Consider the following 12,984-nt stretch of genomic DNA (forward strand, 5'->3'; position numbering starts at 1 on the left):
TATCGGGTTTGCGCTTGCCAGTGGCTGCCGCGCGAACTCAGGACTGCGCCGAGGCCGAAGCCGGCATCGGTTCGAACGGCGTCTCGCGGTCGGTCGGGCGGTTCACCGCGCGGGCCTTCATGGCGGTCTTGAAACCGTAGAACACGATCGACAGCACCACGAACATGAACAGCGCGCACAGGCCGGCGTCCAGGTAATCGTTGAAGACGATTCGGTGCATCTGCTCCATCGACTTGGCCGGCGCCAGTACCTTGCCCTGGGCGATGGCGTCGCTGAACTTGGCCGCGTGGGTCAGGAAGCTGACCTTGGGATCGGCGTCGAACAGCTTTTGCCAGCCGGCGGTCAGCGTGCAGATCAGTAGCCAGATGGTGGGCACCAGGGTAACCCAGGCGTACTGCCCGCGCTTCATCTTCACCAGCACGCAGGTACCGAGCACCAGCGCCACCGCGGCCAGCATCTGGTTGGAGATGCCGAACAGCGGCCACAACGTGTTGATCCCGCCCAGCGGGTCAACCACGCCCTGGTACAGGAAGTAGCCCCAGAACGACACGGTCAGCGCCGTGGCGATCAGGTTGGCCGGCAGCGAGTCGGTGCGGCGGAACGAGGGCACGAAGCTGCCCAGCAGGTCCTGCAGCATGAAACGGCCGGCACGGGTGCCCGCATCCACCGCGGTCAGGATGAACAGCGCCTCGAACAGGATGGCGAAGTGGTACCAGAACGCCATCATGGCCTGGCCGCCCACCACCTGGTGCAGGATGTGGGCGATGCCCACCGCCAGCGTCGGCGCACCGCCGGCACGCGAGATGATGGTGTTTTCGCCGACATCCTTGGCGGTCTGGATCAGCACGTCCGGGGTGATGACGAAGCCCCAGCCAGATACCACCTGGGCCACGGATTCCGGCGAGGTGCCGATCACGGCCGCCGGGCTGTTCATGGCGAAGTACACGCCCGGTTCGATCACCGAGGCGGCCACCAGCGCCATGATGGCGACGAAGGACTCGGCCAGCATCGCGCCGTACCCGATAAAGCGCATATGCGCTTCGCTTTCCAGCAGCTTGGGCGTGGTGCCCGACGAGATCAGCGCGTGGAAGCCCGATACCGCGCCGCAGGCGATGGTGATGAAGAGGAACGGGAACAGGTTGCCCGACCACACCGGCCCGCCGCCCTTGGCGAACTGCGTGAACGCCGGCATCTTCAGCTCCGGCGCCACGATCAGGATGCCGATGGCCAGCGCGATGATGGTGCCGATTTTCAGGAAGGTGGACAGATAGTCGCGCGGGGCCAGCAGCAGCCACACCGGCAGCACGGCGGCGATAAAACCGTAGATGATCAGCATCCACGTGAGCGCCTTGCCGTCGTAGGTGAACAGCGGCGCCAGCACGGCGCTTTCATGCACATACTGGCCGCCGATGATGGCGAGCATCAGCAGCACGAAACCGATTACCGACACTTCGCCGATGCGGCCCGGGCGGATGTAGCGCGTGTAGATCCCCATGAAAAGGGCGATGGGAATCGTCACCGCCACCGTGAAGGTGCCCCAGGGCGAGTCCGCCAGCGCCTTCACCACGATCAGCGCCAGCACCGCCAGGATGATGATCATGATCATGAAGCAGCCGAACAACGCGATCATGCCGGGTATCGTGCCCATTTCGGACTTGATCAGGTCGCCCAGCGAGCGGCCGTCGCGGCGCGTGGAGATGAACAGCACCATGAAGTCCTGTACCGCGCCGGCAAACACCACGCCGGCCAGGATCCACAGCATGCCCGGCATGTAGCCCATCTGCGCCGCAAGCACCGGGCCCACCAGCGGGCCGGCGCCGGCGATGGCGGCAAAGTGGTGGCCGAACAGCACGGCCTTGTTGGTCGGCACGTAGTCCAGCCCGTCGTTGTGGCGCCAGGCTGGCGTCATGCGTTTGGGATCCAGCTGCATCACCTTTTCGGCGATGAACTTGCTGTAGTAGCGGTAGGCGATCAGATAGATACAGACCGCGGCGACCACGATCCACAAGGCACTGACGGCTTCGCCGCGAGACAGTGCAACGGTGGCAAAGGCGAAGGCGCCAAGGATGGCGACGGCCAGCCACACCAGGTGTTGCCCGATGCGATTCATGATGAGGATCTCCTCAGACCATTTATTGGGAGCCAGCGGCGGCAGGGCAGGCAAGCAAGCGGGACACGCGGTTGGTGTCCCTGGCGGCGGCGGGCGAAGGGAGGCGGGCGGCACAAGCTGTTCCCTGCCAGATCTTTCGCCGGCGCCCGGTATGTCTCGCAAGTTCCGGTTCCGTCGTCGCAGGCGGGCGATGCAAACAGCTTTGTCGCTGGGCGCACCCACTGCGCAGGACGCATGCAAACCACTGCCGGGCAGAGATCGCGCGTCCGGCGTGTAGTATTGACACCCGTCCCTGGCGGCACAAGCGCGGAACTACGCAGCGGCGCTGCGTGTTACTACGCAGATCGACGATCACATGCCGCTTGCGCGTTATCCGTGTTTACCCCGGTACCGATGAAACTCCGTCAAAAAATCCTGTTGCTGGCCGTCGCGCCGCTCGCCGTCGCCATGCTCGGCATCGCCCTGGCCGTGCGCTACCAGGCCAGCGAACTGGCCCGCCATGAGCGCGTGCTGGTCGAGGCAGCCTACCTGCAAAGCAAGGAAACCGAGCTGCGCCACTACGTGGAACTGGCGCAAAGCGCGATTGCGCCGATGGTGCATTCCGGCCGCATCGATGCCGCCACGCGCGATGCCGCCATGCAGGCGCTGGCGCGCCTCGACTACGGTCCCGATGGCTATTTTTTCCTCTACGACATGCAGGGCCGCAACCTGATGCACCCACGCCAGCCCGAGCTGGTGGGGCAGGATTTGTGGAGCATGCGTGACCCGCAGGGCGCTCTCACCATCCAGAAGCTGATCGCGGCGGCCCGGGCGGGCGGCGGGTCGGTGCGTTACCAGTGGAAGAAGCCCTCCTCGCAGCAACTGGCCCCCAAGCTTGGCTATGTGGTCGCCGTGCCGGAATGGAACTGGATGTTGGGCACGGGCATTTACCTCGACGACGTCGAGCGCACGCTGCGCCAGCTGGATGCGCGGGCGGAGACCGACATCCGGGAAACCATGGCGTGGATCGGCGTGATCGCCGCCATCAGCATCCTGCTGGTCGCCGCCAGCGGGCTCGCCCTCAACGTCAGCGAGCACCGCGAGGCCGACGCCAAGCTCCGGCAACTGGCGCAGCGCGTGGTGCAGTCGCAGGAGGAGGAACGCGCGCGCCTGTCTCGCGAACTGCATGACGGCATCAGCCAACTGCTGGTGTCGGTCAAGTTGCTGCTGGAGACCGCCGCCAACCGCCTGCGCATGGCGCCGGCAGAGGGCACCTCGGTTGCGCCCGTGCTTGGCACGGCGCTGGTCCGTCTGGACACCGTGTTCAATGAAGTGCGCAGGGTGGCTCGCAACCTGCGCCCCGCCCTGCTGGACGACCTCGGCCTGTTCGCCGCGCTTGAGCATCTCGCTCGCGAGATGCAGGAGGGCAGCGGGCTGCAGATCACGGTATCGCGTACCGGCAAGCCGCGCGAACTGGCCGACGAGCAGGCCACCGCGCTGTTCCGCATCGCCCAGGAGGCGCTTACCAATGTGGAGCGTCACGCGCATGCGCGCCATGTCACCCTGGTGCTGGCGTTCGACGCCAACGCTACCCGGCTGACGGTGCAGGATGACGGCGCCGGCTTCGACGTGGCGCGCATGCAGCATGATCCCAAGCGCGGCATTGGCCTGCGCAATCTGCGCGAACGCATTGCCGCGCTGGGCGGCGAGTTCGATATCGTCTCCGCGCCGGGCACGACCCGGCTGCACGCCGCGGTGCCGGTCGTGCCCGCCCCATCGCGGCAGGCCCCCCAAGACTTACCTGGAACTACACACTCATGAGCCATGCACCCGCCCGTGTCCTGCTGATCGACGACCATGCGCTGGTGCGCGACGGCATGCGCATGCGCCTGGGCCTGCAGCCCGAACTCGCGGTAGTGGGCGAAGCCGACGACGGCGAAGCCGCGCTGGCCTGGCTGGCGCACGCCGGCGCCGAGCGCATGCCGGACCTGGTCATCACCGATATCGGCATGCGGGGCATGGGCGGCATCGCGCTGGCTGCCGCTCTGCACGAGGACTATCCCGAACTGGCCGTGCTGATCGTGTCGATGCATGACAACCTCGAATACGTGCGCCAGGCGATCCGTGCCGGCGCGCGCGGCTATGTGCTCAAGGATGCGCCGGCCGACGAGCTGATGGCCGCCATTGCCGCGGTGCTGGCCGGACGCGTCTTCTACAGCGCGCGCATCGCCCGCAGCATGGCCGAGCAGACGCCTGCCGCCGGCCCGCTCGACGCGCTCACTCCGCGCGAGCGGGATATCTTCAACTGCATCGGCCAGGGGCAGGCCAACAAGGACATCGCCGCGGCGCTCGGCGTGTCGGTGCGCACCATCGAGACGCACCGGCTCAACCTGCGGCGCAAGCTCGGCATCGAAGGCCGCGCGGAACTGGTGAAATATGCCGTGGAGCATGGCGATGCGCAGGGCGGCAGCCCGGGCTGACGCTGCCGGCGGCGCCACAATGGAAAAAGCCCACCCCGTTGCCGGGGTGGGCTTCCTTTTGCCGGTGCCCGGGACGGACCCGGGTTGCCAGCCAGGTTGCCTGCTATTTAGGCAGACAGGCGCTTGGCCAGCGCGGCCTTGGCATCCACCAGGGCTTGCGGCAGGTTGTGCTTGAGTTGCGTGAACAGTTCCTCGTGCAGCGCCAGTTCCTGTTGCCAGGCGGCGTGATCGATGGAGGTGACCTGGTCGAACTGCTGCTTGGTGAAATCCAGGCCTTGCCAGTTCAGGTCCTCGTAGCGCGGCGAGGTACCGAACACGTGGTCACTGCCCTGGCCACGGCCTTCGACGCGGTCGATCATCCACGACAGCACGCGCATGTTCTCGCCGAAGCCCGGCCACACGAAGTTGCCGTCCGCGTCCTTGCGGAACCAGTTGACGCAGTAGATGCCCGGCAGCTTGGCGCCGCTGGCTTCCAGCTTCTTGCCCAGCGCCAGCCAGTGGCCGAAGTAGTCGCTCATGTTGTAGCCGCAGAACGGCAGCATGGCGAACGGGTCGCGGCGCACCACGCCTTGTTGGCCGGCAGCGGCGGCGGTGGTTTCCGAGCCCATGGTGGCGGCCATGTAGACGCCTTCGGTCCAGTTGCGGGCTTCGGTCACCAGCGGCACCGTGGTGGAGCGGCGGCCGCCGAAGATGAACGCGTCGATGGCGACGCCAGCCGGGTTGTCCCAGTTCTCGTCGATCGACGGGCACTGCACGGCCGGCGCGGTGAAACGGGCGTTCGGGTGCGCGGCCTTGGCGCCGGTTTCCTTGGCGATGGCCGGCGTCCAGTCCTTGCCCTGCCAGTCGATCAGGTGGGCCGGAGCTTCCTTGCTCATGCCTTCCCACCACACGTCGCCGTCGTCGGTCAGCGCGACATTGGTAAAGATGACGTTTTCCTTCAGGGTGGCCATCGCGTTGAAGTTGGTCTTCTCGCTGGTGCCCGGCGCCACGCCGAAATAGCCGGCTTCCGGGTTGATGGCGTACAGGCGGCCGTCCTGGCCCGGCTTGATCCAGGCGATATCGTCGCCGATGGTGGTGACCTTCCAGCCCTCGAAGCCCTTGGGCGGGATCAGCATGGCGAAGTTGGTCTTGCCGCAGGCCGACGGGAACGCCGCGGCCACATGGTATTTCTTGCCCTCGGGCGAGGTCACGCCGAGGATCAGCATATGCTCGGCCAGCCAGCCTTCATCGCGGCCCATGGTCGAAGCGATACGCAGTGCGAAACATTTCTTGCCCAGCAGCGCGTTGCCGCCGTAACCCGAGCCGTAGGACCAGATCTCGCGCGTTTCCGGGAAATGCACGATGTACTTGGTGGCGTTGCACGGCCACGCCACGTCCTTCTCGCCGGCAGCCAGCGGCTTGCCCACGGTATGCACGCACGGTACGAACTCGCCATCGGTGTCCAGCACGTCGAACACGGCGCGGCCCATGCGCGTCATGATGCGCATATTGACCGCAACATATGGCGAATCCGACAGTTCCACGCCGATGTGGGCGATCGGCGAGCCCAGCGGGCCCATCGAGAACGGCACCACATACAGGGTCCGGCCGCGCATGCAGCCATCGAACAGGCCGGCCAGCGTCTGGCGCATTTCCGCCGGGGCGGTCCAGTTGTTGGTGGCGCCGGCATCTTCCTTCTTCTGCGAGCAGATGAAGGTGCGGTCTTCCACACGCGCCACATCGGACGGATCGGACAGCGCCAGGAACGAGTTCTTGCGCTTGGCCGGGTTGAGGCGCTTCATGGTGCCGGCGGCGACCATCTGCTCGCACAGGCGGTCGTACTCTTCCTGCGAGCCGTCGCACCAGTGGATATTGTCGGGTTTGGCGAGGGCCGCGAACTCGGCAACCCAGGCAATCAGCTTCTGGTGCTTGACCCAGGCTGGAACGTTGAGTGCGGGCGTGCCCTGCATTGTGGGGTGGTTCATACTGCAACTCCAAAGCGTAGAGAGAATTCTTGCAAAGCCTGGCCCGCACTGCCACCGCCGGAAACGGCTGGCGGCGAGCCTCCTTGCCAGAGCAGACCGCGGCGGCTCGCCGCTGGTTCCGCGCCGGGCCGGTGGATCGTCACATCCCGTTACAACTCCACAGCGACCGGAACTGCGCAAAAGGTCGCGGCTGGCCCTGCGGCTGCGCTACAGTGGCGCTTCGCCCATGACAGGGGCCGGCAAGCATTGTCCGACGCGGTCCGGGTGGCGGGAGCGAGGCTCGACCGACAATCCGTTCCCGAATCGGAACCGGCAAGGATACCACTGCCGCACGCCGCTGTTTTTTGCTCCGCAGCAATGTTCGTGCGCGATTCCGGCCTTGTCGTTTTGTCCCGTTTCCCTGTCTGGCGGCGCACTTCCGTTGTTGTGCCGAATTGTTCTCGCCGTTCCCGCTGCGCCCCGCATCCACCGCGGTGTCGCGCGACAGGTGGTAAAAACTATAACGTTGATGGGTGCCCTGTTCTGTGGGTGGGCGCACCTTGCGATTGCCAAACCAGAGTTTCCGATGAAGATTGCCGTACTCGACGATTATCAGGATTCCGTGCGCAAGCTGTCTTGCTTCAGCCTGCTTGACGGCCATGACGTCAAGGTGTTCAACAACACCGTCAAGGGCGTCGGCCAGCTGGCCGCGCGCCTTTCGGACGTGGAGGCCGTGGTGCTGATTCGCGAACGTTCGCGCATCACCCGCCAACTGCTGGAAAAACTACCCAAACTCAAGATCATCAGCCAGACCGGCCGCATTGGCAGCCATGTGGATGTCGAAGCCTGTACCGAGCGCGGCGTGGCCGTGCTCGAAGGCGCGGGCTCGCCGGTGGCCCCGGCCGAACTCACCTGGGCCCTGATCATGGCGGCCCAGCGCCGCATTCCGCAGTACGTGGCCAGCCTCAAGCATGGCGCCTGGCAGCAGTCCGGGCTCAAGTCCACCACCATGCCGCCCAACTTCGGCCTGGGACAGGTGCTGCGCGGGCAGACGCTCGGGATCTGGGGCTACGGCAAGATTGGCAAGTTGCTGGCGGGCTATGGCCGCGCCTTCGGCATGAACGTACTGGTCTGGGGACGCGAGAACTCGCAGAAAAGCGCCCGCGAGGATGGCCTGGCCGTGGCGGAGTCGCAAGAGCAATTGTTTACCGAAAGCGATGTGTTGTCGCTGCATCTGCGCCTTAATGACGAGACGCGCGGACTGGTCAAGCTGGCAGACTTCTCCCGCATGAAGCCGACCGCGCTGTTCGTCAACACCAGCCGGGCCGAACTGGTGGAGGAAAACGCCCTGCTGACCGGTCTCAACCGCGGCCGCCCCGGCATGGCGGCGGTCGACGTGTTCGAGTCCGAACCCATCCTGCAGGGCCATGCCCTGCTGCGCATGGAAAACTGCATCTGCACGCCGCACCTGGGCTATGTCGAGCGCGAAAGCTACGAGATGTACTTCCGCATCGCGTTCCAGAACATCCTCGATGTGCTGTCCGGCAAGCACGACAGCATCGCCAACCCCAAGGCGCTGACGCCGGCGTTGTCGCGCTAGGCGCTAGGCGCCAGGTGCGGCTGAACCGCCTGCCGGATGGCCCAGCTTTACCGGGCACAACTGGTAAGGCCGCGCGTCCGCGCCGATGAAGGCATCATAGGTGCGGCAGCCTCCGGCCTGGAGCACCAGACCATAGCGCAGCAGGCCGGGGCTTTGCAGCGCCACTTCCGCCCGATCTTCGGCGGCAAGGTCGCTCAGGTCCTGCGGCAGCGGGGCCAGGGTGCAGGTGGCGCCTTCGCCGCCCGGCTGTGGCGCGGCCAGTTGTGCATGGACGCGCAGCCGGCCAAGTGCCGAACCCAGCATCTTGCAGAGGCTGCCATTGGCCGACACCCCGATTCCCGCCAGCGAATCGTTCATCCGCGCCACGCTCTGCGCACGCCAGTTCACATTTGCGGGCAGCAGCGCGTAGGCCTGGCCCGGCCGCTGGGCCAGCATGGCTTGCACGCGCCCGACATAGGCTGGCCCTTCCGGAAAGTTGGAGTTGAGCGCTGCAAATGTCACTGCAGCCGGAAATTGCGTTGCCAGCCATCCTTGGGCCACAGCCCCGCCAGTCAGGAAGACGGTGGTATTTGTGTCAAGCGGCACATCCGGGAGCGTGAGTCTGAAGGCCTGCCGTGCCCAGGATTCGTGGCCCCAGGTTTTCATGCCAGTCAGTGCGGCAAGCGCCACCATGGCGAGCGCAATGGCACCCGTGCGCCCGGCCGCACGGGCTGGCAGCAGGCGTTGCACCACCAGCCAGACGGCGAGGGGCGCCAGCAGCTCCATGGCGACGCAATAGCGGTAGATGCTGAACAAAGCCAGCCAGGTCAGGAATGCCGCTGCCACGAACGCCAGCACCAGGCGCGCTTGCGGCGCGAGCGGCGGCAAGTCAGCGCTGGCGGCGCCTGACGGCTTGCCGCGCCACGCCCGCCAGCCGGCGCGCACAGTCCAGCAGCAGACCAGCGCATACAACAGCGGCCACACGAACGGCCGCGTCGGCACCTCGCCCACGCGCTTGGCATCGGCGACGATGACGAAGGGAAACATCACGGCTTCCATCGCGCTGCGTGGCAGCCACCGCGTGTCCGCCACCGAGATCGGCGCCGCCAGCGTGTTGTGGAAAAACGCATTGAACTGCGGAAAGAGCGGATTGGCGAAATTCGACCACATCAGGGCGAACCAGTATCCCGCGGTCAGGGCGATCCCCGCCAGCACGCCCAGCCCGAACACCCAGGCCAGCCAGAGCCGGCGCGGCCAGCGCAGCGGCAGGCTCAGCATGGCAGCGCAAAGCGCTACCGCGTAGATGGCATTGGTCAGCTTCAGCCCGGTGGCTGCGCCCACCAGCACACCGGCTGCCGCGGCCAGAGCCCAGGCGGCATGGGCGCTCCCCAGGCGCTCCCAGCCGTGCAGCAGCACGGACAAGCCGGCCAATACGAGCAGTGCCGTGGCATTGTCGCCCATGGTGTTGCCCAATTCCGACAGGTAGCCCGGTCCCAGGCAGCCCGCCAACGCAAGCAACAAGGCCACTGCGCTGCCATGCCGCGTCTGTTCCTGGCCTGCCCCGGCCGGCACCAGTACCCGCCGGGCAATGCCAAACACCAGCACGAAGGCGAGCCCGTGCAGCACCCCCATCGCAAACCCCGCCAGGGGCGCGGGCCAGTACTGCGTCATCAGCCAGTACGGGATATCCAGCAGCGGGTTGAAGTAGCTCTGCATTTGCGCTGGCGCCAGGTCGGTGCCGATGCGGCCCTTCAGCAATGCGTACGGGTTGTACAGGTGATAGTTGAGCAAGTCCCAGTTGCGGTCCTGGCCCAGCGCGAGAGAAAACAGGCCGAAGGCGAGCGGTACCAGGATGCACGCCAGCAACGGGGCGCGCGGCTGCTGCAGCCGCATGAAGGTCCGGGACACAAGCGCGGCGAGGCGGGGGAAGACGGGCATGGTTGACGGGGTGGGCTGCCGCGCCAAGGGCGGCAGGGATTCAGGACTTCTTGCGGAATACCCAGTATTTGGCGGACAAGAAGTTGAAGACCAGGCCGCAACCCGTGCCGAAGGCAACCGCCAGCAACGGCGCCCAGGCGGCGGCGGGCAGGCGTGCGATCACGACACTGTAGGCGGCCAGGTTGATGACGCCGCCGGCGGACATCGCCACCAGATAGCGCCACCACTCGTGCCAGGCCGATTCTCCTGGCCGCGTCGGGAACGTAAGGCGGCGATTGATGCGCCAGGTGACGAAGACCGCGACCAGGAAGGACAGCAGGCGCCCCAGGTAGTGGCCGGCGCCCAGTGCCAGGGCGCCATATAGCACGCCGCTATCGACGACGAACCCGGTTGCCCCCGCCAGGGCGAACGTGAGCAGTTGCTTGCGAATCACGGTGCGGCAACTGGCTCGGCGGGCGGCGTGACCGGTGCCTGCGCGGTGACCGCCGGGGGGGCAAGCGGCGCGGGTAGGCTCAAGTAGGCGAGCCGTTTCATCTCCAGGCGGCCACGCGTAACCGTGTCGAGCACGATGCCGCAAGTGAGCAGGATGATGCCCAGCAGGACCAGGGCCACGCACACCAGCGCCGTTGGCAGGCGTGGCACCAGGCCCGTGCGTAGGTAGGTTTCGAACAGCGGCACAGCCAGGATCACTGACAGCAGTGAGCAACCCATGAAGCCGGTGGAGAAGAAAGCCAGCGGCTTCTCCGACTTGAACAGACGCAGGATGGTCATCAGGATGCGCCAGCCGTCCCGGTATGTATTGAGCTTGCTCTCCGAACCGGTCGGGCGCGAATAGTAGATGGTTTCCTGTTCCGCCACGGGCATGCGCTGCTCCAGCGCGTGCACCGCCAGTTCGGTCTCGATCTCGAAGCCGGACGAATGCGCCGGAAACGACTTCGCATAGCGGCGCGAGAAGATGCGGTAGCCCGACAGCATGTCCGTGAAGGTGCGGCCAAACAAGGTAGCGGCAAAACTGGTCAGCAGCACGTTGCCAAAGCGGTGGCCGAAGCGATAGGCCGCTTGCTCTTCGCTGACGCGCGCGCCGACCACCATGTCCAGGCCCTCGGCGCACAGGCGGTGGACCAGTTCCGGGGCGACGCTGGCGTCGTAGGTGCCATCGCCGTCCACCATGACATAGACGTCGGCATCGACATCGGCAAACATCCGGCGTACGACGTTGCCCTTGCCCTGCAGGGGTACCGAGCGTACCACTGCGCCAGCGGCGCGCGCCTGGGCGATCGTGTCGTCGCTGGAATTGTTGTCAAAGACGTACAACCCGGCATCCGGCAGGTATTGGCGGAACGATTGCACAACGCCGGCAATGGTCGCCGCTTCGTTGTAGCAGGGGATGATGACCGCCACGCGGGGCGGATTGAGTTCGGGCATACAGGGTGGGGAATTACAGCAGAAAGTGCCGGAGCGGCCGACGGCCAGGCGCTCGGGAAAGCCGATACGCTACCGACTGGCGCGGGATTAATCAAGTCGGATACCCGGCACCCGGTCGTTCCCCCTGCCGCGCCTGAGTGCGCTGCGCTCAACGCGAACGAAACAAAACCGCTACACTCGGGAGATTCCGCGCGGCCTCTGGCCGCGCTTTTCGTCCTTCCACCGTCTCCTACCTGCCCCGGTCGCCATGGATCCCAGGCTCTTGATGCTGTGCCTTGGCAATTTTGTCATCGGTACGGGCGCGATGATCGTCACCGGCATGCTGAATCACATCGCCGGCGACTTCCAGCTTGGCGCCGGCACCGCCGGGCAGCTGATCTCCGTGTTCGCGCTGGCCACCTGCGTGGGCGCGCCGCTGTTCGCCACGCTCGGCTCGCGCATCGACCGCCGCTTGCTGCTGGCGGGCTCGCTGCTGGTGTATGCCGTGATGCATGTGGCGGCGGCCTTTGCCCCAAGCTTCGCCAGCCTGATGGCGATCCGTTTCCTGACCGCGATCGGGGCTGCCATCTACACGCCGCAAACCGCCGCGACCCTGCCGCTATTGGTCAATGCGCAGACGCGCGGGCGTGCCATCAGCTTTGTATTCCTGGGGTGGAGCGTCGCCAGCGTGGTCGGCGTGCCACTGGGTACCTGGATCGCCAGCACGCTGGGATGGCGCTTCAGCATGGGGCTGGTGGGCCTGCTGGCGCTGGGCGCGGCGGTGGGCGTATGGCGTGCGCTGCCGCCCCGGCTCTACGTCGAACCGGTGGGGCGGGCAGCCTGGGGCGCGGTGCTGCGCCACACGCCGATGGTGCTGGTAGTGACCACTACCATGATCCAGTCGGCCGGCATGTTCACCCTGTTTACCTATATCGCGCCGCTGCTGCGCGACGTGCATGGCATCAGCGGCGGCGCGCTCAGCCTGATGTTCCTGGCCTACGGTGCCTGCGGTGTCAGCGGCAATGTGCTGGCGGCTTCGCGCATGGACCGGGTAACGCCCGCCCGCATTGTCCTGTTTGCCATGCTGACTTCGCTGGCGGCCATGCTGCTGTGGCCGCTGGCGACGCTGGGGCCGGTGGCGCTGGTGCTGATCTTCATGCTGTGGGGCGTGGGCGGCTTTGCCACCAACAGCGCGCAACAGGCGCGGCTGGTGGCTTTGGCGCCAGAGCGCGCTTCGGTATCGATCTCGCTCAACTCCTCCTCCATCTATCTCGGCCAGGCCCTGGGCGCCATGGGCGGCGCGGCGATCTACGCCACCGCCGGCGCCAATGCCCTGCACTGGGGCGCGGCGGCGCTGATGCTGCTGGCGGTGGTGGTTTCGCAACGGGCGAGTGCCTTGGGCTGCCTGTGGCGCAGCCGAAAAGCGGTGCAGCCGCAGGCCTGACGCAACCCGGCGCCTCCCGGCCGCCTGGCCGTGCGGCGCCGCACACGGGGCATCCGCCTGGCGCCGCCCTCCCCAGACTCGCCGCGCTAAGATGGGAGAAAAACGAC

Annotated in this window: 9 protein-coding genes; 4 read left to right on the forward strand and 5 right to left on the reverse strand. The window is 66.3% G+C overall.

The window, feature by feature from the left end; translation table 11 throughout:
* Positions 1-37: 37 nt before the first annotated feature.
* Positions 38-2,110, reverse strand: coding sequence for a carbon starvation CstA family protein (locus AC1DS6_RS20985; RefSeq protein ID WP_441634301.1), 2,073 nt, complete (start codon positions 2,108-2,110; stop codon positions 38-40).
* Between the two features lie 393 nt (positions 2,111-2,503).
* Between AC1DS6_RS20985 and AC1DS6_RS20990 the strand changes: the two genes are divergently transcribed.
* Positions 2,504-3,910 (forward strand): cache domain-containing protein, encoded by a 1,407-nt coding sequence (locus AC1DS6_RS20990; RefSeq protein ID WP_441634303.1) that lies wholly within the window; start codon positions 2,504-2,506, stop codon positions 3,908-3,910.
* A complete protein-coding gene (locus AC1DS6_RS20995) occupies positions 3,907-4,569 on the forward strand; it encodes a response regulator (protein WP_035865578.1) in 663 nt (220 codons plus the stop codon). The genes AC1DS6_RS20990 and AC1DS6_RS20995 overlap by 4 nt, the downstream gene beginning before the upstream one ends.
* 107 nt (positions 4,570-4,676) lie before the next feature.
* Here the strand turns inward: AC1DS6_RS20995 and AC1DS6_RS21000 are convergent, their stop codons facing one another.
* Complete coding sequence (locus tag AC1DS6_RS21000; RefSeq protein ID WP_441634305.1) at positions 4,677-6,533, reverse strand: phosphoenolpyruvate carboxykinase (GTP); 1,857 nt, start codon at positions 6,531-6,533, stop codon at positions 4,677-4,679.
* Positions 6,534-7,098: 565 nt separating this feature from the next.
* On the opposite strand from AC1DS6_RS21000, the gene AC1DS6_RS21005 reads away from it, so the two are divergent.
* Positions 7,099-8,112, forward strand: a complete 1,014-nt coding sequence (locus tag AC1DS6_RS21005; protein WP_035865572.1) for a D-2-hydroxyacid dehydrogenase family protein — start codon at positions 7,099-7,101, stop codon at positions 8,110-8,112.
* A 3-nt stretch (positions 8,113-8,115) separates the two neighbouring features.
* Here the strand turns inward: AC1DS6_RS21005 and AC1DS6_RS21010 are convergent, their stop codons facing one another.
* From AC1DS6_RS21010 to AC1DS6_RS21020, 3 genes are read right to left on the reverse strand one after another with little or no spacing between them, the layout of a single operon-like run.
* A complete protein-coding gene (locus tag AC1DS6_RS21010; RefSeq protein WP_441634307.1) occupies positions 8,116-10,029 on the reverse strand; it encodes a hypothetical protein in 1,914 nt (637 codons plus the stop codon).
* A gap of 40 nt (positions 10,030-10,069) precedes the next feature.
* A complete protein-coding gene (locus AC1DS6_RS21015) occupies positions 10,070-10,462 on the reverse strand; it encodes a GtrA family protein (protein WP_441634309.1) in 393 nt (130 codons plus the stop codon).
* Positions 10,459-11,454 carry a glycosyltransferase gene (locus AC1DS6_RS21020; RefSeq protein ID WP_428178334.1) on the reverse strand — a complete coding sequence of 332 codons (996 nt, stop codon included), beginning with the start codon at positions 11,452-11,454 and terminating at the stop codon, positions 10,459-10,461. Before AC1DS6_RS21020 ends, AC1DS6_RS21015 begins: the two co-directional genes overlap by 4 nt.
* 247 nt (positions 11,455-11,701) lie before the next feature.
* On the opposite strand from AC1DS6_RS21020, the gene AC1DS6_RS21025 reads away from it, so the two are divergent.
* Positions 11,702-12,877, forward strand: a complete 1,176-nt coding sequence (locus tag AC1DS6_RS21025; protein ID WP_441634311.1) for an MFS transporter — start codon at positions 11,702-11,704, stop codon at positions 12,875-12,877.
* Positions 12,878-12,984: the final 107 nt, after the last annotated feature.

The sequence above is a fragment of the Cupriavidus sp. 05L310 genome (assembly GCF_056398185.1).

Excerpts from the sequence above, each read along its gene's own strand:
- AC1DS6_RS21005 (WP_035865572.1), top strand. The coding sequence starts at position 7,099 with ATGAAGATTGCCGTACTCGACGATTATCAGGATTCCGTGCGCAAGCTG.
- AC1DS6_RS20995 (WP_035865578.1), top strand. The coding sequence starts at position 3,907 with ATGAGCCATGCACCCGCCCGTGTCCTGCTGATCGACGACCATGCGCTG.
- AC1DS6_RS21025 (WP_441634311.1), top strand. The coding sequence starts at position 11,702 with ATGGATCCCAGGCTCTTGATGCTGTGCCTTGGCAATTTTGTCATCGGT.
- AC1DS6_RS20985 (WP_441634301.1), bottom strand. The coding sequence starts at position 2,110 with ATGAATCGCATCGGGCAACACCTGGTGTGGCTGGCCGTCGCCATCCTT.
- AC1DS6_RS20990 (WP_441634303.1), top strand. The coding sequence starts at position 2,504 with ATGAAACTCCGTCAAAAAATCCTGTTGCTGGCCGTCGCGCCGCTCGCC.
- AC1DS6_RS21010 (WP_441634307.1), bottom strand. The coding sequence starts at position 10,029 with ATGCCCGTCTTCCCCCGCCTCGCCGCGCTTGTGTCCCGGACCTTCATG.
- AC1DS6_RS21020 (WP_428178334.1), bottom strand. The coding sequence starts at position 11,454 with ATGCCCGAACTCAATCCGCCCCGCGTGGCGGTCATCATCCCCTGCTAC.
- AC1DS6_RS21000 (WP_441634305.1), bottom strand. The coding sequence starts at position 6,533 with ATGAACCACCCCACAATGCAGGGCACGCCCGCACTCAACGTTCCAGCC.